This is a genomic window from Luteibacter rhizovicinus (assembly GCF_004342265.1).
Lineage (GTDB): Bacteria > Pseudomonadota > Gammaproteobacteria > Xanthomonadales > Rhodanobacteraceae > Luteibacter > Luteibacter rhizovicinus_B.
This window is the reverse complement of the sequence record NZ_SMCS01000003.1, coordinates 48,844-69,467: the sequence shown is the minus strand read 5'-3', so window position 1 is coordinate 69,467 and position 20,624 is coordinate 48,844. Positions and strand designations below refer to the sequence as shown.

At 64.2% G+C, this 20,624-nt stretch carries 14 protein-coding genes; 11 read left to right on the top strand and 3 right to left on the bottom strand.

Features of this window, described 5'->3' with window-relative positions; all coding sequences use genetic code 11:
• Positions 1-13: 13 nt before the first annotated feature.
• The gene (locus tag EC912_RS08765) at positions 14-3,295 is read left to right on the top strand and encodes a hybrid sensor histidine kinase/response regulator (protein ID WP_132143038.1); all 3,282 of its coding nucleotides are present in this window, start codon (positions 14-16) and stop codon (positions 3,293-3,295) included.
• An 83-nt stretch (positions 3,296-3,378) separates the two neighbouring features.
• Here EC912_RS08765 and EC912_RS08760 read toward each other — a convergent pair whose 3' ends face one another.
• Positions 3,379-4,029, bottom strand: a complete 651-nt coding sequence (locus tag EC912_RS08760; RefSeq protein ID WP_132143816.1) for a response regulator transcription factor — start codon at positions 4,027-4,029, stop codon at positions 3,379-3,381.
• Positions 4,030-4,207: 178 nt separating this feature from the next.
• Between EC912_RS08760 and EC912_RS08755 the strand changes: the two genes are divergently transcribed.
• From EC912_RS08755 to EC912_RS08740, 4 genes are all read left to right on the top strand, one after another.
• Positions 4,208-5,956 (top strand): 3-hydroxybutyrate oligomer hydrolase family protein, encoded by a 1,749-nt coding sequence (locus EC912_RS08755; RefSeq protein WP_132143036.1) that lies wholly within the window; start codon positions 4,208-4,210, stop codon positions 5,954-5,956.
• 133 nt (positions 5,957-6,089) lie between these two features.
• Entirely contained in the window at positions 6,090-6,599 is a 510-nt protein-coding gene (locus EC912_RS08750; protein WP_132143034.1) for a peptidylprolyl isomerase, read from the top strand.
• Positions 6,600-6,773: 174 nt separating this feature from the next.
• Positions 6,774-7,973: an aminotransferase class I/II-fold pyridoxal phosphate-dependent enzyme gene (locus EC912_RS08745; protein WP_132143032.1), complete on the top strand. Its 1,200-nt coding sequence runs from the start codon at positions 6,774-6,776 to the stop codon at positions 7,971-7,973.
• A gap of 41 nt (positions 7,974-8,014) precedes the next feature.
• The gene (locus EC912_RS08740; protein ID WP_132143030.1) at positions 8,015-8,998 is read left to right on the top strand and encodes a malate dehydrogenase; all 984 of its coding nucleotides are present in this window, start codon (positions 8,015-8,017) and stop codon (positions 8,996-8,998) included.
• A gap of 128 nt (positions 8,999-9,126) precedes the next feature.
• Here the strand turns inward: EC912_RS08740 and gnd are convergent, their stop codons facing one another.
• Positions 9,127-10,131, bottom strand: coding sequence for a phosphogluconate dehydrogenase (NAD(+)-dependent, decarboxylating) (gnd, locus tag EC912_RS08735; protein WP_132143028.1), 1,005 nt, complete (start codon positions 10,129-10,131; stop codon positions 9,127-9,129).
• Positions 10,132-10,490: 359 nt separating this feature from the next.
• Between gnd and EC912_RS08730 the strand changes: the two genes are divergently transcribed.
• The 4 genes from EC912_RS08730 to EC912_RS08715 all read left to right on the top strand — a co-directional run bounded on the left by EC912_RS08730 (position 10,491) and on the right by EC912_RS08715 (position 16,843).
• Positions 10,491-12,140: a glycoside hydrolase family 19 protein gene (locus EC912_RS08730; RefSeq protein WP_132143025.1), complete on the top strand. Its 1,650-nt coding sequence runs from the start codon at positions 10,491-10,493 to the stop codon at positions 12,138-12,140.
• A 117-nt stretch (positions 12,141-12,257) separates the two neighbouring features.
• A complete protein-coding gene (locus tag EC912_RS08725) occupies positions 12,258-14,240 on the top strand; it encodes a M1 family metallopeptidase (RefSeq protein ID WP_132143023.1) in 1,983 nt (660 codons plus the stop codon).
• Positions 14,241-14,284: 44 nt separating this feature from the next.
• Positions 14,285-14,941 carry a Pr6Pr family membrane protein gene (locus EC912_RS08720; RefSeq protein WP_132143021.1) on the top strand — a complete coding sequence of 219 codons (657 nt, stop codon included), beginning with the start codon at positions 14,285-14,287 and terminating at the stop codon, positions 14,939-14,941.
• A 69-nt stretch (positions 14,942-15,010) separates the two neighbouring features.
• Positions 15,011-16,843 carry an ABC transporter ATP-binding protein gene (locus EC912_RS08715; protein WP_132143019.1) on the top strand — a complete coding sequence of 611 codons (1,833 nt, stop codon included), beginning with the start codon at positions 15,011-15,013 and terminating at the stop codon, positions 16,841-16,843.
• A gap of 117 nt (positions 16,844-16,960) precedes the next feature.
• Here the strand turns inward: EC912_RS08715 and EC912_RS08710 are convergent, their stop codons facing one another.
• The gene (locus EC912_RS08710) at positions 16,961-17,845 is read right to left on the bottom strand and encodes a LysR substrate-binding domain-containing protein (RefSeq protein ID WP_132143017.1); all 885 of its coding nucleotides are present in this window, start codon (positions 17,843-17,845) and stop codon (positions 16,961-16,963) included.
• A 96-nt stretch (positions 17,846-17,941) separates the two neighbouring features.
• Between EC912_RS08710 and EC912_RS08705 the strand changes: the two genes are divergently transcribed.
• A complete protein-coding gene (locus EC912_RS08705; RefSeq protein WP_132143015.1) occupies positions 17,942-18,847 on the top strand; it encodes a DMT family transporter in 906 nt (301 codons plus the stop codon).
• A 70-nt stretch (positions 18,848-18,917) separates the two neighbouring features.
• Entirely contained in the window at positions 18,918-20,552 is a 1,635-nt protein-coding gene (locus EC912_RS08700) for a serine hydrolase (protein ID WP_132143013.1), read from the top strand.
• The last annotated feature ends 72 nt before the right edge of the window (positions 20,553-20,624 follow it).

The following is a 20,624-nucleotide window of genomic DNA, read 5'->3' as shown; positions in this document are numbered from 1 at the left end:
CGGCGACGCGCTCATGAGCGCGTGGATCGTCGCGACCGCCGCGGGTCTCTGGCTTTGCCTGCTGTTCGGGGTGGCGCTCTATGGCGAGCGTCGCCCCGGTCTGTTCCAGCGGCGCTGGGCCGTGGTGTATTCGCTGTCGCTGGCGATTCACTGCACGTCGTGGACGTTCTATGGAACGGTGACCCAGGCCAGCCGCTCCGGTTGGTGGCTGCCGCCGACCTTCGTCGGCGCGATCCTGATGTATGTGCTGGCGGTCGGTGTGTTGCGACGGCTCGTCGTACTTGCGCGCGACTATAACGCCGGTTCGCTCGCCGATCTGATTTCCGTACGGCTGGGAAGGCATCGCGGTCTTGCGGCGCTGGTGACCGTGGTCATGCTCGTCGGCATCGTTCCGTATATCGCGCTGCAGTTGAAAGCGGTGGCGATGAGTTACGGATTGCTAGCGCGCGGCCGTCACCCCGACGCGCCGGCATGGCAGGACAGCGCGCTTTATATCGCGCTGCTGATGGCCGCCTTCGCGATGTTGTTCGGCACACGCCGCGCCTCGGCGATGGCGCATAACCGTGGGCTGGTGCTCGCGATGGCATTCGAATCGTTATTCAAGCTCGGCGCGATGCTCGCGCTGGGTACGCTTCTGTTCGGTGCGGCACCGGTATTGCCTGCATTGCCCGCTATCGTCGTGCCACCCGTTCACGATACCGGTGGGTTTCCCGCACTGATCCTGCTCGGCGCACTGGCGATGTTCACGCTGCCGCACCAGTTCCACGCGGGGATGGTCGAGTGCCGCGACGTGCGGCACGTGCGTACGGCGCGCTGGCTGTTTCCGGCCTATATGCTGCTGATCTCGCTGCCGATCCTGCCGCTTGCACGGCTTGGCGATGCCACGCTGGCGCCGCTCGGCGTGCCTTCGGATCTTTACGTGCTGGCTCTGCCGCTGGCGCGCGAACAGAACGGTCTGGCCTTGCTCGCTTTTCTGGGGGGACTGAGTGCCGCGACCAGCATGGTCGTCGTGGCGACGCTGGCCCTGAGCCTGATGGTGGTGAATCATTTCATCGCGCCAGTCCGCGTGCTTGCCGGTTGGGGCCGGGACGAGCGCGGCGACCTGCGTGGCGAGGTCATTTCCCAGCGTCGCGTGGCGATCCTGGCGGTTATCCTGCTGGCCTGGACATATAGCCGTGTACTGGCGGGCAACGACGTCCTGGCCGATATCGGCGGCATCTCGTTTTCCGCGCTGGCGGGACTCGCACCCGCACTGATCGTTGCCGTTTATCGTCCGCAGACGGGCGCGCGTGCCGTGGCCTCGGGCCTCGCCGTCGGAACGCTGGTATGGCTATACGTGCTGTTGCCGGCGCTGGTCGCGCATGCGCCGGACTGGATCGTCCACGGTCCGTTCGGGCTCGGCTGGCTCGCGCCCGATCGTTTGCTGGGACTGGAAGAATGGAGCCGGCTCGGCCGCGCCGTCGTGCTGAGTCTGGGCGCGAATATCGCTGTTATCGCGCTGGTCGCGCATTCGCGTTTCGGCCGCGAAGTGGCGCCGCCGTCGCGCCTGGGCGAAGTGGATACCGGCGACCTGCGCGCACTGGCGGCGCGCTTTCTTCCGACCGAACGCGTCGACATCGTATTCGCGAACGCACCGGTCCACGGTCCGGCGGGCAGCGTGCGCGCGGGTGCCGTCGAACACGAACTGGCGGCGGTGATCGGCGCGGGTTCCGCGCGACTGCTGCTTCAGGTCGTGCAGCGGCAACGACAGGACGAGCTGGATACGGTCGCCGCCATCGTCGGCGAAGCGACCGAGGACCTCCGCTTCAACCAGCGCGTACTCGAAGCCGCGCTGGAAACCATGAGCCAGGGTATCTGCGTCGTGGACGGCGAGCTGAAACTGGTGGCGTGGAATCGCCCCTATGCCGAGCTGTTCGGATATCCCGTGGGACTGCTCGAAGTCGGCCGTTCCGCGGCCGATCTGGTCCGGCACAATATTGCCGCCGGCCTGGTCGGGCCCGGCGATATCGATGAGCGGGTCGATCGGCGGATGCAATTGATGCGCTCGGGTTCGCCGCATCTGGCCGAACGCCGCTTTCCCGACGGCACGGTCGTGGAGATTCGCGGCAATCCGATGCCCGGCGGCGGCTACGTGGCGACGTTTACCGATGTGACGATGTACCGCGAGACCGAGGACGAGCTGAAGCGCACGAACGAAACGCTGGAACTTCGCGTCGTCGAGCGGACGTCCGAACTAAAGCAGGCGAATGAAGCGAAGAGCCACTTCCTGACCGCGGTCAGTCACGATCTTCTGCAACCGTTGCACGCCGCGCAGTTGTTCGCGCATGCCTTGCGCCATGGTGCGGACAGCGATGGACAGACGGCACGGCATCTCGACGGCGCGCTGGCCGCCACCGAAAATCTGCTGGCCGGCTTGCTGGATATCGCACGGCTCGAAGGCGGGCGGTTGTCGCCGCAGATCCGCGACGTCCCGCTGGCCGACGTGCTGGGTCCGCTGGCTGCCGAGTGCCATGCGCTGGCGAGCGACCGTGGCATTCGTTTCGACAACGTGGCCAGCCGGGCGTGGGTGCGCACCGATCCGCAATTGCTGCGGCGCGTGGTGCAGAACTTTCTGTCGAATGCTTTGCGTTACGCGGACGGCGGACAGGTATTGCTCGGCTGCCGTCGCGTGGCGGATGCGTTGCGAATCGAGGTCTGGGACACCGGCCCCGGCATCGCGCCGGAAGATCGCTCGCTGATCTTCGATGCTTTCCGTCGCGGACAGCATGCGGCCGGGCAGGGGCTGGGCCTCGGCCTTGCCATTGCCGAACGTACCGCGAGCTTGCTCGGTCACCCCATCGGCCTGCGTTCCTGGCCTGGACGGGGAAGCGTTTTCGACGTCACGGTGCCGTGGGCGCCGGTCGGTGTGGTCGAACGCGTTGAGCCCGTGGTACTGGCCGACGTGCCGCTGGGTCACGCGATCGTGGTGGACAACGATCCTTCCGCGCTTGCCGCGACGGCGACGCTGTTGCGCAGTTGGGGCTGGACCGTGGATGCGTTGCGCGTACCCGAAGGCGATGCGGGTACGCCCGATCTTCTGGTGCTCGATTACCACCTGGATGCGGGGCGGACGGGGCTCGATGCCTTGGGTGTGCTGCGCGAGCGGTTCGGTGATGTGCCGGCGATTTTCGTGACTGCGGACCGCGATGGCGAGTTGCGTGCGCGGTTGCAGGAGGTTGGCGGCCATGTGTTGTACAAGCCGCTGAAGCCGTTGGCGCTGAGGCAGGTCTTGCAGCGCTTCGCGGGAGCGTTGTAACGATCGTCGCCTAAGCTGTCTGCTCCCACAGAAAGCACAACAGAGAGCACACAGGCCCATAGAGGGCGCGGAAGGATGCCGTGCTACAGCGCGTCCCCAAGATCCAGCGACCGCAACAGCACGCTTGCCTGCGTGCGATTGCGCACGCCCAGCTTCTCGAAGACCGCCGTCACATGCGCCTTCACCGTTCGCTCCTGCACCGACAGCCGATCCGCGATCTGCTTGTTGAGTAACCCTTCCGACAACAGCGACAGCACACGGAACTGTTGCTCGGTGAGGCGTGCGAGCTTCGCCGCCAGTGCGGAATCCGCCGTGTCGGCGGGCAGGGCGGCGATGGCGCGCGCGAGGTCCGGCGGCAACCAGCGACCGCAGTCCAACACCGTACGCACGGCTTCGGCGATCTGTTTCGGATCGGCGCTTTTCGGTATGAAGCCCGCCGCGCCGTGGTCGAGTACGCGACGGACCAGTCGCGGTTCGTCGTGGGCCGATACGACCAGCACCGCTACGCCCGGATATTGCGCGCGCAGGGCGGCCAGTCCCGACAGGCCCCGGCTTCCGGGCATGCGCAGATCGAGCAATACCAGATCGGTGTCGGGCTGTGCCGCGAGGGCGCTCATCACGCCGTCGAGATCGGCGGCTTCGGTCAGCTCGGCATCGTCGACGGCGGACGCCGCGGCCTGAAGCAGCGCGGCGCGAAACAGCGGATGGTCGTCGGCGATCAGAAGTCGGTTCATCGCCGCGACGGTAGCGTCAGCGGCGCGTGCCGTCGAGTGCGGCATGGCCCTTTCGTACGATGGCGGTGGCGAACGGGCTTGCTATGGTGGCCGTATGTCACGCATCTTCCCATCGAGCTTCGTTCTTTCCGCTCTCGTCGCCCTGACCGGTTGTGCGACGGCGCCCAGGGAGTCACGCATGTCCGCCAGCGACGTCTTCGGAGAAGTAAGGGTCACGACGCATCGTGGCACCGACGATCTTCTGAGCGCGGGACTGGGCTTGCGCGGTCTGGCCGGAACGCTCGCGCCGTTCGCGGAGCCCACCGCACCCACGCCTGCGGAACTGCGTCGCCGCGCGATCCAGTCGAGCTGGAAGGGCATTGCCGACCTGGGGCCGAAGGGTGGCTTCGGTAGCGTCTATGGCGCGGTTCCCGCCGTGCCCGGCCGCGAGTATCAGGCGTTCGCCCGGCTGCCCGCGGCCAGCTCGCCGCATCGCGTGCTGGTGCAGGTGCCCGACGATTTCGATCGTACAAGGCGGTGCCTGGTCGTGACCGCTTCGTCGGGGTCGCGGGGCATTTATGGTGCGATTGCACTGGCCGGTGCCTGGGGCCTGCCTCGCGGATGCGCCGTGGCGTATACGGACAAAGGCACGGGATCGGGTTACTTCGACACGGCCGACGGCACGGGTGTGTCGCTCGACGGTACGCGCGCGAAAGCCGGCACGGCCGAACTGGAATTCGAACCGAAGCATCCCGCGGTCGATGCGGGTATCGCGGTCAAACATGCGCATTCGGGCGACAACCCGGAAGCGGACTGGGGGCGTCACGTCTTGCAGGCGGCGCGTTTCGGGCTGGCCATGCTCGATCGCGCCTTTCCCGAGCAGGCGCCATTCACCGCGGCGAACACACGCGTCATTGCGACGGGCCTGTCCAATGGCGGCGGCGCGGTGTTGCAGGCGGCGGGAGACGACAGCGACGACATGCTGGCCGGCGTCGTGGCGCTGGAGCCGAATGTCTATGTCGCCGGGCAGGGGCGTTCTTTCTTCGACTACGGAACGGAAGCCGCGTTGCTGTTGCCGTGCGCGATGGCGGCGCCGGCATTCGATGGCGTTCCCTTCGCACGCGTCGCGGGAGTCTCGCCACCGGGTTGGGCATTGCGCTGTGCCAGTCTGCATGCGCATGGACGGCTCGCGTCGGCTACGCCGCAGGGGCAGGCCAGCGAGGCGCTGGAGAAATTGCACGCAACGGGATGGAAGGACAACGCGCTGGCCGTCGCCGCATCGTCGACATCGCTGGACCTGTGGCGCGCCGTGACAGCAGCCTATGCATCGGCCTACCTGCGACGTGGCGTCGGGGCCATGCCGTGCGGGTTCTCCTATCGCACGCTCAATGCCGCCGGTGTGCCCGGTCCTGCCGATCCGCGCGTGCGTGCCGCCTGGTGGGCGGATGCCGGGGGTATTCCACCCGGCGCTGGCGTGGTACTGGCCGGCGGTACGGACCTGTCGCTGGATCCGACGCTTCCCGGGAATATCTGCCTGCGCGATCTGTGGACGGGCGTCGATGGCGATGCCGTGGCCCTGCGTGCCGGCGTGGAAGCCACGGCGGCCGCGCTCCCTCGGGAAGGTCTGCCGGTGTTCGTCGTGCATGGCGCGGACGACGGTCTCATACCTACCGCCTTCAGCTCCGAGCCGTACGTGCGCTGGCTGCGCGCTTCCGGCCGTGCGCCGGTGTTCTGGAAAGTGCCTTACGCCCAGCACTTCGACGCTTTCCTCGCGTTCCCGGATTTCGGCGACCGCCATGTCCCGCTGCTGGCCTTCGGTTATGCGGCGCTCGACCGGCTTTGGGAACATGTTGCGAAGGGCCGGGCGCTCCCGGAGGACGCGGCGGCGGCCGGGACCAAGCCGCGGGGGGCTGGCACGCTTACGCCGGCAAACCTGGGAATCGACTGAAACCTCGCATCGTCGTCACGCTTTATCGCTTGAAGTCTCGGGGTAGGGCCGCCATCTTCGGTATCCTTTGCGGCCCTCCGGGCGATGGCGCTGTGCCATTGTCCCGACTTTTCAACGATTTACAGGAAAAGCGATGACCATCAACGTCACCTTCAAGACCAATAAGGGCGATATCCACCTGCGCCTGCACGACGATAAGACGCCGGTGACGGTCGCCAACTTCGTCAATCTGGCCAAGCGCGGCTATTACGATGGCCTGTCGTTCCATCGCGTCATCAGCGATTTCATGGTCCAGGGCGGTTGCCCCGAAGGCAGCGGTCGCGGCGGTCCGGGCTACAAGTTCGGCGACGAGTTCGACGCCAGCCTGCGCCACGACAAGCCGGGCGTACTGTCCATGGCCAACGCCGGCCCGGGCACCAACGGCAGCCAGTTCTTCATCACCCACGGCGCCACGCCGTGGCTGGACGGCAAGCACAGCGTCTTCGGCGAAGTGGTCGGTCCGGAAGACCAGAAAGTGGTTGACGCCATTCGCCAGGAAGACATCATCGAGAAGGTGATGGTCGAAGGCGACGTCGACGCGCTGCTGGCGAAGCAGGCCGACCAGGTCGCCAAGTGGAACGAAGTGCTCGACGCCCGCGGTTGATCCGTTTGTCGTGAGTTCCAGAAAAGCCGCCGCCCGGTCCCCGGGCGGCGGCTTTTTTGTATCCGGGGTGCATTTGCCCTTGTAGGAGCCCGCGAGCGGGCTCCTACAACCCAGCCAGCGTCGTCGGGGCGTGATAAAATGGCGGCCTTTGCTCTCGCCAGATCGAGGATAACGATGCCCCAGCTTGCCCAGCGTATGAGCCGCGCCAAACCCAGCGCGATCATGGTCATTGCCGAGAAGGCGAAAAAGCTCAAGGCCGAAGGCCGCGACATCGTCAGTTTCTCGATCGGCGTCCCGAACTTCCTCCCCGGCGCCCACGTGTACGCCGCAGCGCGCGAAGCGCTGGACAAGGACTCGGGCCAGTACGGCAGCAATCGCGGTCCGGACGTCCTGCTGGACGCCTTCATTGCGCATATCGAAGCACTGGGCCTCACGGGTTACACCCGCGCCAATATCACCACGGGCGTCGGCGCGAAACAGGTGCTGTACAACCTGGCCGAGGCGCTGCTGGACGAAGGCGACGAAATCGCGTTCCCGGCGCCGTACTGGACCAGCTATCTCGACATCGCCGAAATCGTCGGTGCGAAGATCAACATCCTGCCGTGCCCGCCCGAACAGAACTACAAGCTCACGCCCGCGCAGCTCGACGCCGCGCTGGCGCGCAAGCCTCGCGTCTTCCTGTTCAACAACCCGTCAAATCCGACCGGCATGGTCTATACGCGCGATGAAATCGCCGCGCTGGCCGATGTCATCGCGAAGTATCCGGACACCTGGGTCATCACGGACGACATCTACAACACAATGGTGTTCGACGGCGTGGGCTACCACAATTTCGTGCACGTCCGCCCGGAACTGAAGGATCGGGTGATCTTCGTCGATTCGCTGTCCAAGACGTACGGCATGCCGGGCTGGCGCGTGGGTTTCATCGCCGCACCGGAAGTCGTGGCGAAAGCCGTCACCACGCTCAATTCCAATCACATCACCAGCCTGCCCGAAGTGACGCTGGCCGCCGCGCACGCCGCGCTTACCGGTCCGCAGGACGTGCCGCTGGCCAAGTGCGCGGAGTTCGCGATCAAGCGCGACCGCGTCTACAACGCGCTGGTTTCCATTCCCGGTGTGGCCTGTCCGCGTCCGCAGGGCGCGTTCTACGCCTTTCCCGATATCTCCGTCGCATTCGGCAAGAAGCACAACGGCGTCGCTATCGACAGCGACGTCGACTTCTGCGCCGTGCTGCTCGAAGCGAAGGGCGTGGCCTGCGTGCCGGGCTCCGCTTTCGGCGAGCCGCGTGCGCTGCGTATTTCCTATTCGTGTCCCGACGACGCACTCGACAAGGGCATGGCCCGCATCGTCGAGTTCTTCGCCGAACTGACCTGATCGACCGTTCGATCGTAACGATTTCCAGAGGAGTCACCCACATGAAAGCCCCCGTTCGTGTTGCCGTGACCGGCGCTGCCGGCCAGATTGGTTATGCCTTGCTGTTTCGTATCGCCGCTGGCGACATGCTGGGCCCGGACCAGCCGGTGATCCTGCACCTGCTTGAAATCACCCCGGCGCTGCCCGCGCTGCAGGGCGTGGTCATGGAACTGAACGACTGCGCGTTCCCGACGCTGGCCGGCGTGGTCGCCACCGACGACGTCAACGTCGCGTTCAAGGACGTCGACTACGCGCTGCTGGTCGGTGCACGTCCGCGTGGTCCGGGCATGGAGCGCAAGGATCTGCTCGAGGCCAACGGCGCCATCTTCGGCCCGCAGGGCAAGGCACTGAACGATCACGCCAAGCGTGACGTCCGCGTCCTGGTCGTCGGCAACCCGGCCAACACCAATGCGCTGATCGCGCAGCAGAACGCACCGGATCTCGATCCGAAGTGCTTCACGGCCATGGTCCGCCTCGACCACAACCGCGCGCTGTCGCAGCTGGCCGAGAAGACCGGCTCGCACACGACCGACATCAAGAAGGTCACGATCTGGGGCAACCACAGCTCGACGCAGTACCCGGACCTGCACCAGACCACGGTGAAGGGTAAGGCCGCGCTCGATCTGGTCGACCAGGCCTGGTACGAATCGGACTTCATCCCGACCGTGCAGCAGCGTGGCGCCGCCATCATCAAGGCACGCGGTGCGTCGTCGGCCGCCTCGGCCGCTTCGGCCGCCATCGATCACATGCGCGACTGGTCCCTCGGCACGACCGACGGCGACTGGGTATCGATGGGTATCCCGTCCGACGGTTCGTACGGCATCGAGCCGGGCGTGATCTTCGGTTACCCGGTGACGGTGAAGAACGGCAAGTACGCCATCGTGCAGGGTCTGGAAATCAACGGGTTCTCGCAGGCTCGCATCGATGCGACCGAGAAGGAACTGCGTGAAGAGCGCGACGGCGTGAAGCACCTGTTCGCCAAATAAGCTGGCTGGATGCAACGAAAAAGCCGCCGAAAGGCGGCTTTTTTTGTTTTCGCATCCCTTCCTGACGAAGACGGCGCGCTCCTACAGAAAGCGGAGCGCACGATATCCGTAACGCCCCGCTCAACCTTTCAGGAAGCCTCGCCCTGCTTCGGCGGCTGGCCGCGGCCTTCGATGTGGCCGCCGAAGCCCATGCGCATCGCCGACAGCAGGCGCTCGGCGTACGTGTGTTCCTGGCGCGAGCGGAAGCGGGCGTACAGCGCGGACGACAGCACTTCGGCGGGCACGGCCTCTTCGATGGCGGCGGCGATGGTCCAGCGGCCTTCGCCGGAATCGTCGACATAGCCGGAGTAATTATCCAGTTCCGGCCCCTTCGCCAGCGCGCTGGCGCACAGGTCGAGCAACCACGACGACACGACGCTGCCGCGACGCCAGACTTCCGCGATGTCGGCCACATTCAGGTCGAAGCGCTCGCCATCGGGCAATTGCGGCTGGTTGCGGTTGCGCATGATGTCGAAGCCTTCCGCGAACGCCTGCATCAGACCGTATTCGATGCCGTTGTGGACCATCTTGGTGAAATGGCCCGAGCCGGCGGGGCCGGTATGCATGTAACCGTTCTCGACGCGCGGATCCGCACCGGCAGGCCGTTCGGTGCGCGGGATGTCGCCGGCGCCAGGCGCCAGCGTGGCGAAGATCGGATCGAGATAGTCGACCGTGGCCTTGTCGCCGCCGATCATCATGCAGTACCCGCGCTGCAGGCCCCATACACCGCCGGATGTGCCGACGTCGACGTAGTGCATGCCTTTCTGTTCAAGAACTTTCGAACGACGTACGTCGTCCTTGTAGAACGTGTTGCCGCCGTCGATGACGATATCGCCCTTCGACAGCATCTCGGTCAGCTGACCGATGGTGTTCTCGGTAATCTCGCCGGCCGGCAGCATCACCCATATGGTGCGGGGCGTGGGCAGGGCTTCGACCATGGCGGCCAGCGACGTGACGGCGGTGGCGCCATCTTTGGCCAGGGCGGCCCGCGCGTCGGCGTTGTTGTCGTAGACCACGCACTGGTGGCCATCGAGCATCAGGCGTCGTGCGATGTTGCCGCCCATGCGGCCAAGTCCGATCAAACCGATCTGCATTTGTCTGTCCTCGAAGTGTGCAAGCGTTAGCTATATGCGGGCATGACGCGGCACCGCAAGGTATAGGAAAGCATAGCGTGCCGGTCCCGGGGCCGCGCGTCGACACCGGACATCCGGTCGACCGGAACGAACCGCATGGAGTTGACCTGGTCTCCGTCATTTGCAACGTCCCGGAGTATCGCATCAGGCGAGAAGATTTCGTCACGAGAGACCGAAGGACGAATGGAGGATTGATCGTGGTCGAGCCCGCGTGAAGTTGCCGGACTTAAGTGTCCGATTTTTCAGAATTGTCTCGTTACGTTGCCCGTTATCGAGCCAACACAATCGTCCCTGCCATTACGGCTCAATTAGGACGATGCATGCTTAAGAAAACCATTCTCACCACCGCGATGGCGTTCGCCATTTTCGCCTCCACCAACGTGTTGTCGGCAACGGTCGTCGATTTCAGCTCGTCGGTCAGCTACCCCGCCGACGCCATCGTTCGTTTCGACGATGAACTGTTTCGTGCCAAATGGTGGGTCAATGCCAATTCGCTGACACCCGCTTCCGTCGACGAGGTGGCCAACGAATGGGAGACGCCCTGGGAAAGATACGACGGCGATGCCAGTGGTACCGATCCGGTCGATCCGGTCGATCCAGTTGATCCGGTCGATCCCGAAACGCCCGCTTACGATGTGTCGCGTATCTATCAGGCGGGCGACAAAGTGTTGTTCGAAAACGTTGTCTACATCGCGCAGTGGTATGTCGATGCGGGACAGAGTCCCGCTGGAGTCGATCCACTCACGCCGTGGGCTTCGCCGTGGAAGGTCTATGTCGAAGGAGAAGATACGGGTGGTCCCGGACCTGTCGATCCTCCCCTGGAGGCGGTCTATCGCAGTATTGACGACATGCGTGCCGAAGAGGCCGCGATTCGGGGCGCTCCCGCCTTGCAGAAGATCCTGCATTCCGTGCGCACGCTGGATAACGACGTCGTCGCGAAAGTGAAGCCGGGCGCTGCGGATAATCCCTCGAACGTACGCCGTGTCGAAGCCATCGTTTCAGACAGCGAATTCGAATTCCTGTTTCCGTATCGCGACAAGGCGTATCAGTACACCGGATTCCTCCAGGCCGTAGCCAAGTTCCCGGCATTCTGCGGCGACTACGACGACGGTCGCGACGCCGAGGCCATTTGCCGCACGTCGCTGGCGACGATGTTCGCGCACTTCGGCCAGGAAACCGGTGGACACGACGGCAATGACGGACAGGTTCCGGAGTGGCGGCAGGCGCTCGTCTGGGTGCGCGAGATGAATCTCTCCGAAGGCTTCACGGGTGGCTATGGCATTTGCGATAAAGCTCTGTGGCAGGGCTATGCCTTCCCTTGCGCGGTACTCGAAAGCGGTCCGGATGCCGGAAAGTTCAAGAATTACTTCGGTCGCGGCGCCAAGCAGCTGTCGTACAACTACAACTATGGACCTTTCTCGCAGGCGATCTATGGCAACAAGAGCGTGCTGCTCAATTCGCCGGAACTGGTGGCCGATACATGGCTGAACCTGGCTAGCGCCGTCTTCTTCTTCGTCTATCCGCAGCCACCCAAGCCCTCGATGCTCCATGTGGTCGACGGCACCTGGGTTCCGAACGATGCCGACAAGGCCGACCATCGCCTCAAGGGCTTTGGCACGACCACGCTCATCATCAACGGTGGCGTCGAGTGCGGCGGTGCGAACGAAAATCAGCAGTCGCTCAATCGCATGCGTTATCACGGCGACATGGCCAACCACCTGAAGGCCGCCATCGCACCGGGCGAGCCGCAGGGCTGCAAGGGTATGAAGGAGTTCACGGAAGCCAGCTCGGCGGCCCTGAAGCTATCCTGGGTGCAGGACTATTCGTGGTCGGCATCGACGGTTGGCGGACTCTCATACAAGTGTCAGCTGACGAACGAGCAAACGCCTTTCAGTGCGCTGGTCGACAACGATTATGAGAGATGCGTGCAGTACTACTTCCCTAATGTGGTGACCGAACCGGTCCGGTAATCGGTCCATGGAAGGTCGCGACGAAAGTCGCGGCCTTCCATGCCGTATGGCAGGGTGACGAAAGGTCGGGCGACGTTATATTGACCGACCATGCCATTCGTCACGTTGCCGATCTCCATGACCCAGACTTTCCGTCGCGCCGCGGTACTCGTTCTTTTCTCTACCGCTGCAACCGGCGCTATCGCAGGTTCCTACGATCCTCGCGAGGCGTTCGCTCCCTTCTCTTATCCGCAGCCGGTGACCGCGTATCGCTCCGGCAGTGGCATGCCGGGACCGCTCTTCTGGCAGAACCGGGCCGACTACGAACTTCGTGCGGACCTCGACCCCGTACGCAATCATCTGACCGGCCGCGCCACGATTCACTACACGAACAACAGTCCCGACGCGCTGGATGTGCTGTGGTTGCAGGTGGAGCAGAATCGTTATCGCGAAGATGCCCGTGGCAACTTCACGTCCGACCGTACGCCTAAGCAGCATACCGACGGCTATCGCATCGCATCGGTCAAGGTGGAGCAGGGCGGACATACCGTCGACGCGACGTATGTCGTCGCCGATACACGCATGCAGGTTCGCTTGCCCGCGGCCGTGGCGGCGCGGGGCGGCAAGGTCTCGGTCACCATCGAATACAGCTACGACCTCCCGGGTGATTTTGGTGGACGCACGGGTTTCGCGGGTTCGAAGAACGGCAATATTTACGAGATGGCCCAGTGGTATCCGCGTATGTGCGTTTACGACGACCTGCGGGGATGGGATACCGCGCCGTTCCTCAACAGTGAGTTCTATCTCGAGTACGGCGATTTCGATTACTCGATCACCGTGCCCTCGAGCATGATCGTCGCCGGCTCCGGCGAGCTGGTGAATCCGGACGACGTCCTTACGGCCACGCAGCGTCAGCGGCTGGCCAAGGCGCGGGACAGCGATGCCACGGTCATGATCCGCACGCCCGCGGAAGTGACCGACCCGGCCAGCCGGCCGAAGAAGGACGGCACGCTGACCTGGCATTTCCGCATGAAGAACACGCGCGATGTCGCGTTCGGCGCGTCGACGGCTTATGTCTGGGACGCCGCGCGCATCAATCTTCCCGAGGGCCGCAAGGCGCTGGCGATGTCGGTGTATCCGATCGAAAGCGTCGGCGATCAGTCGTGGGGACGTTCCACCGAATACCTCAAGGCGTCCGTCGAACACTTTTCCACGAAGTGGTATCCGTATCCTTATCCGGTCGCCATCAACGAGGCCGGTTCGGCCGCCAGCGGTATGGAATACCCGGGCATCGTGTTCGATCCGATGGAGGCGAAGCCCAAAGACCTGCACATGGTCACGGCGCATGAGATCGGTCACACCTGGTTCCCGATGATTGTCGGCACCGACGAGCGTCGCAACGCCTGGATGGACGAGGGCTTCAACACATTCATCGATGTATACGAGGCCGATGCCTTCCATAGTGGCGAGTTCGCGCCCAAGCGCGATGGCGAGTACGCCCCCAAGGGTGGCAACCCGGTGGACGAAATCCTGCCGCTGCTGGCCGACGCCGATGCGCCGCCGCTGCTGATGGGCGCCGATATGGTCAAGGAGAAGTACCGCCATCCGGCGACTTACTTCAAGTCCGCCCTGGGCCTGGTATTGCTCCGCGAACAGATCATCGGGCCGGAGCGTTTCGACCCGGCGTTCCGCAAGTACATTGCCACCTGGGCATACAAGCATCCGTCGCCGTCGGACTTCTTCCGCTTGATGGAGAGCGAAGCGGGCGAGGACCTTTCGTGGTTCTGGCGCGGCTGGTACCAGAACAACTGGCAGCTGGACCTGGCGGTGACCAACGTGACCTATGTCGACGGCGATTTCCACAAGGGAGCCATCGTCACGGTCGAAAACCTCGATCGTCTGGTGATGCCGTCGACGGTACGCGTGACCTACGACGACGGGTCGACGAAGAATGTGCGCCTGCCGGTGGAGACCTGGCAGCAGCACACGCGCTTCGCGCTGACGGTTCCGGGCGATAAGCGTGTGGTTTCGGCCGCGGTCGATCCCGATCATGTGCTGCCGGACCATAATCGCGCCAACGATCGCTTCGACATGCGTTCGTCGCGGACTGGCTCGAAGTAAATGCATCGATTGGCGGCGGGCAGGGTGTTGCGTACCATCGGCCGATGCCGACCATCTCGCCAACGCCCCGCCTGAGCGCGACCAGCCTCCTTCTCGCCACGGTCATCGCCGCCGTGGCGTGGCCCGCTCTCGGCCTTCAGTACTGGCTGCTGATATGGAGCGGCGGGGTGCTGGGCATGACGATCGCCTTCCTGAGTTTCTTCACGATCGTCAGCAATATCGCCGTCGCGCTGGTATGTACCTTCGTGGCGACGGGCGGCGAACTCCCCTTTCTGCGCTGGTGGCGCAGGCCGCATGTTCTCGGCGCCGTGGCGTTGTATATCGCCGTGACCGGGCTTATCTACGCTGTCCTGCTTCGCGGTCTGTACCACCCGCAGGGCCCCCAGTTGTGGGCCGATGTGGCGCTGCACGATGTGGTTCCCGTGCTTTATCTGGTCTGGTGGATCGGGTTCACGCCGCATGGTGCGTTGCGTTGGGTGGACGCGGGGCGCTGGCTGATCGTGCCGGCGATTTACGCCGCATGGACGATCGGCCGGGGCGTTATCGTCGGGACTTATCCCTATCCGTTCATCGACGTGATCGAGCTTGGTTATCCCCGCGCCATACTCAACGGCATCGGCGTTGGCATTTTCTTCTACGCGCTGGGTCTGGGGCTGATCGCCATCGACCGTCTGCTGGGGCGTCGAAGCTCCACGGTCTGACCGCCGTTTTGCCGGGTAGCGGCAAGCGATGCACATCCATCTGACATCGGGGTGCCTTAAGATGGCGCCATGATATTCCGTCGTTTCGAATCCCTTATCGACATCTTCAAGGAAGCGCCCGACCAGGCGCCTCCGACCGGTGTCCTGCGTTTCTACGCCTATTACCTGCGGCAGGTCTGGCGTGTCTTCGTGGCCGCGCTGGTCGTGGGCCTGATCGTCGCGCTGATCGAAGTCGCGCTGTTCGACTTCCTCGGTCGCATCGTCGATATGACCCAGAAGACGCCCGCCGCGCAGTTCTTCGCCGTTCACTGGCGCGAGCTGGTGTGGATGGGCGTGGTCACGGTTATCCTGCGGCCGCTGTTCATGGGGTTGCACGATCTGCTCGTCAATCAGACACTGACGCCGGGCATGACGAACATGGTGCGCTGGCAGCACCACCGTTATGTGCTGAAGCAGAGCCTGGGCTTCTTCCAGAACGATTTCGCCGGCCGTATCGCGAACCGGATCATGCAGACGGCGCCAGCCCTGCGCGAGTCCGCCGTACAGGTGGTCGACGCGCTGTGGTACGTCAGCGTCTACGCGGGCACCGCCATCTATCTCTTCGCGAAAGCCGATATATGGCTCGCGTTGCCGCTGATTATCTGGATAGCGATGTACATCGGCATGCTGGCGTTCTTCGTGCCGCGCGTGAAAGAACGTTCGTGGCTGGCATCGGAGGCGCGCTCCAAACTGATGGGGCGTATCGTCGACGGCTATAGCAACATCATGACGCTGAAGCTGTTCGCGCATACCCATCGCGAGGAAGCCTATGCGCGCGAGGCAATGACCGAGCAGACCCAGAAGGTGCGCAGTTCGTCGCGCATGATTACGTCGATGGACGTGTCGATCACCACGCTCAACGGTTTCCTGATCGCGGGCACGAGCCTGTTGGCGGTATGGCTTTGGTCGCGCGGCACGGTGTCGACGGGGCAGGTGGCGCTGGCCGTTGGTCTGGTCATCCGCATCAACAATATGTCCGGTTGGATCATGTGGGTCGTCAACGGCATTTTCGATAACGTGGGTACGGTGCAGGACGGCATCACCACCATCGCCCAGCCGCGTACGGTCGTCGATCGCGAGGATGCGCTGCCGCTGGTCGTACGGCGCGGCGAAGTGCGCTTCGACGATATCCACTTCCACTACGGGAAGGCCGGCGGCGTGATCGGCGGACTCGACCTGATCGTGCGTCCGGGCGAGAAAATCGGTCTGGTCGGGCCTTCGGGCGCGGGTAAGTCCACGCTGGTCAATATCCTGTTGCGTCTGTACGACCTGGAAGACGGCCATATCTATATCGATGGCCAGGACATCGCGAAGGTCACGCAGGAATCGCTGCGTTCGCAGATCGGCGTGGTCACGCAGGACACGTCGCTGCTGCACCGGTCGATCCGCGACAACCTTCTTTACGGCCGCCCCGATGCCACCGACGAGGAAATGCACGAGGCGGTGCGCAAAGCGCGCGCCGACGAATTCATTCCCATGCTATCGGATGGCGGCGGGCGCACGGGCTACGACGCTCACGCGGGCGAGCGCGGCGTGAAACTGTCGGGCGGACAACGCCAACGCATCGCCATTGCGCGTGTGCTATTGAAGGATGCGCCGATTCTGATCATGGACGAGGCGACCTCGGCGCTGGATTCGGAAGCCGAGGCGGCTATCCAGGAAAGCCTGGAAACCCTGATGCAGGGCAAGACGGTGATCGCTATCGCCCACCGGCTGTCGACGATCGCGCGGATGGATCGTCTGGTGGTCATGGAGCATGGGGCGATCGTCGAGACCGGGACGCATGCGGAATTGATCGCGCATGGCGGGTTGTATGCGCGGCTTTGGCAGCATCAGACGGGTGGGTTCGTGGGCGTGGAGTGATCCTCGGCGTCTTTCGCGCGCAGGCGCGCTCCCACGGAGAGCAGCAGCGCGCTTCGGCTCTTTGTGGGAGCGCGCCTGCGCGCGAAAACCAACAAAGCGATGAGGCGGCGCCCTCCGTCACCCCCGAGGCTCCAACGCCTCCCGCTCCAGCCACGCAATAAACGACAACGCCGCCGCGCTCGGCGGCCGATGTGCCGAATGCACGATGTAATACGCATAACGCGTCGGCAATTCCGGTCCGGGCAAACGAACGAGACGCCCGTCGGCAAGATGCGCGGTAGCGAGCCGGGTGCGCGCAAGCACGGCGCCCAGTCCCGACGCCGCGGCATTCAGTCCATCGGCCGAATCGCTGATCGTGTGCATGGTGCCGGTACGTGGATAGCGCACGGCCGCCGCGCGGAACCATTCGCGCCATCCTTCGGGCGCGATATCGGTAAGCAGGGGCAGGGTGGCGACATCTTCGGCGCTGGTTACCTGCGCGGCCAGTTCAGGCGAGGCGAGCGGTTGCAGCGTATCGTCCATAAGGAAGCGCGAAGCCAGACCCGGCCACTGGCCCAGACCATAGCGGATGCCGATATCCGGACCGCCTTCGTCGAAGCGCACCAGCGAACGATCGGTGTCGATCGACAGCCGTACGGTGGGATGGAGATCGATAAAGCGCTTCAGCCGGGGCGTAAGCCAGGTAGCCGCCAGCGACGGCAGGATGGTAATGCGCAGGCCGTTATCGCGGCGATGCTGTCTCAGGCCGTCCAGCACGGATTCGATTTCGGCCAGTGCGGAGCCTGCGGCGTCGGCCAGAAGGCGTCCCTCCGGGGTCAGCACCACCCCTCGGGCATGCCGCTGGAACAGGCTTACGCCCAGCGCGGTCTCCAGTTTGCGCACGTGATGGCTGACCGCGCTGGCGGTAAGGTGCAGTTCCTCCGCTGCATGGGCGAAGTTCTGGTGCCGGGCGGCCGAGGCAAACGCGGCGAGGGCGGGTAGCAGGGCGGATCGCATGGGCAAGACTTGAATAAATTTATAGGCTGACTCAAGAAGCATGCGCTTGTTGGCGCTGCGGTTCCAGCCACAATACACGGGTAGCCACAAGCGAGGTTCGTCATGTCGTCCGTCTCAGATGCATCCGTCCCGTCCGCCGCTCCGCTGGTCGAGCCGCGCGATTGGCGTACACCGGTCGAACTGGTCTCACTTGGCGCAATCTGGGGCGGTTCGTTCCTCTTCATGCGCGTAGCGGCGAAAGACTTCGGCCCGTTCCCGATGGTGGCCACGCGGCTGCTGCTGGGCGCGGCGGTGCTGGCGCCGCTGCTGTGGCGAGCCCGTGCGGCGATCCGCCCGGCCCATATCTGGAAGATGCTCGGAATCGGCGCGCTGAGCGCGGCGATTCCGTTCACCCTGTTTGCCTGGGGTGCCGAGCGCGCACCCGCCGGTATCGGGGCGATCGCCAATAGCATGACCGTGCTGTTCGCGGCGCTGGTAGCGTTCGTGGCATTCGGCGAGAAGATCGATACACGGAAGGCCCTCGCCCTCGTGGCGGGTTTCGTCGGCGTCGTGATTCTGGCCAGCGGCCGCACGGCCGGCGACAACATCGCTCCGGCGGCACTGGCCGGCGCGCTGGCGTCGTTGTGTTACGGCATTTCCGCCAACCTCATCAAGCGCTACCTCGCCGATCTGCCGCCCACTGCCGTGGCGGCCGGTTGCCTGCTGGGCGCCGCGATCCTCACGGCGCCGCTGGCCCTCGCCACGTGGCCGAGCGCACCGATTCCGGGCAAGTCGTGGCTGTGCGTGATCGCTCTGGGCGTCATGTGCACGGGGCTGGCGTATGCCTTCTACTTCCGCCTGATCCAGCGCATCGGCGCACCGCGTGCGGCAACGTCGACCTATCTGGTGCCGTTGTTCGGCGTGGCCTGGGCGTGGATGTTCCTGGGCGAGGCATTGACGCCGACGATGGCCCTTGCCGGCGCCATCATCCTGGGCAGTGTGATCTTCAGCCAGAAACGCAAGGCCTGACAGGCAGCTTCCCCTCGACGGTCCCGGCATGGAATAGTCCCGCCTGACTTTCATCACGTCAGGACTATCCATGCCGCTGCGCTCCCGTCTTCTCCTCTCCTTCGGCGTCTGTACGTTCGCCTTCGCGCTGGCAGCCGGCGCGCAGGACGTCGCACCCGTCGCGACTCCGGTAGCCGCCACCTCCGACGCGCGTCCGGCCCAACTGGCCGATTACGACGCGTACGTGGATGCGGTACGCAAACAGTTCGACGTGCCGGGTATCGCGGTCGCTATCGTGAAGGATGGCAAGGTCGTACTGGAAATGGGTTCGGGCGTGCGCCGCATGGGCGAAGCGGCGAAGGTCGATGCGCATACGCAGTTCGCCATCGCGTCGAACACGAAGGCTTTCACCGCCGCGTCGCTGGCCATGCTGGCCGACGAGAAGAAGCTGGATATGAATGACCGGGTGATCGATCACCTGCCGTGGTTCCAGATGTCCGATCCTTACGTCACCCGCGAAATGCGCGTGCGCGATCTGCTTGCGCACCGCAGCGGACTGAGCCTTGGCGCAGGCGATCTCCTGTACTGGCCAGCCACGACGTACTCCACCGAGGAAGTGGTGCAGCGCCTGCGCAACGTGCCGCTGACCAATAGCTTCCGCGCCGAATACGCGTACGACAATATTCTGTTCGCCGTGGCGGGTCTGGTGATCGAAAAGGTGTCGGGCAAGAGTTACGAAGACTTCCTGCACGACCGCATCTTCGTGCCGCTGGGCATGACCGAAACGCGTACCAACGTCACCAGCGTCAAGAGTGGCGACGATGTTGCCTTCGGCCACGCGAAGTACAACTTCAAGGAACTGAAGCCGGTCGAACCGATGGCCTGGGCGAATAACACCGCGGCGGGCGGTATCTATTCCAGCGTCCACGACATGTCGAAGTGGATGCGCATGCAACTGGACAGCGGTGTGTATGGAAAGGGTGCCGACGACAAGGACCAGCGACTTTTCAGCGTCGAACGCCAGAAGGAAATGTGGTCGCTGATCACGCCTATCCGTATCCCCGAACCGAGCGTTCCCGAGCTTGCCGCCGCGAAGCCGAATTTCTCCGGCTACGGCGAAGGTTGGTTCGTCTCGGACTATCGCGGTCACAAGCTGGTGTGGCACACCGGTGGCTGGCCGGGCATGGTTTCGCGCGTGACGCTGGTCCCCGATCTGAAGCTTGGCATCGTGGTCCTGACCAATCAGGAGTCCGGCGCCGCCTTCCAGGCCGTGACCATGCGTGGTCTGGACGCTTTCATGGATGCGCCGAAGACCGACTGGATCGCCGCGTACGCCGCCGCCGTCAAGAAGGCGGAAGCCAAGGCCGACGACAGCATGCAGAAGCATGAGGGCGCTCGCGCGAAGGGCAGCAAGCCGTCGCTGCCGCTGGACGGGTACGCGGGTACGTACAAGGATCCCTGGTACGGCGACGTCACGGTGAAGAAGGAAGGCGGCAAGCTGGTCATGCGCTTCTCGAAGACCGCGCAGCTGACCGGCACGATGGAGCCGTGGCAACACGATACGTTCATCGTTCGCTGGAACGATCGCTCGTTGAACGGCGATGCCTTCGTCAACTTCGCGCTGGACCCGGACGGCAAGATCCGCGAAGTGCGCATGGAGCCGGTGTCCCCACTGACCGACTTCAGCTTCGACTTCCAGGACCTCCGCCTGGTGCCGAAGACCTGAGCCATCCGTTGCCCTTGTAGGCGCGCTCTCGAGCGCGATCCCTGCGAAGCAAAGCGGCCGGTAACGCGAATG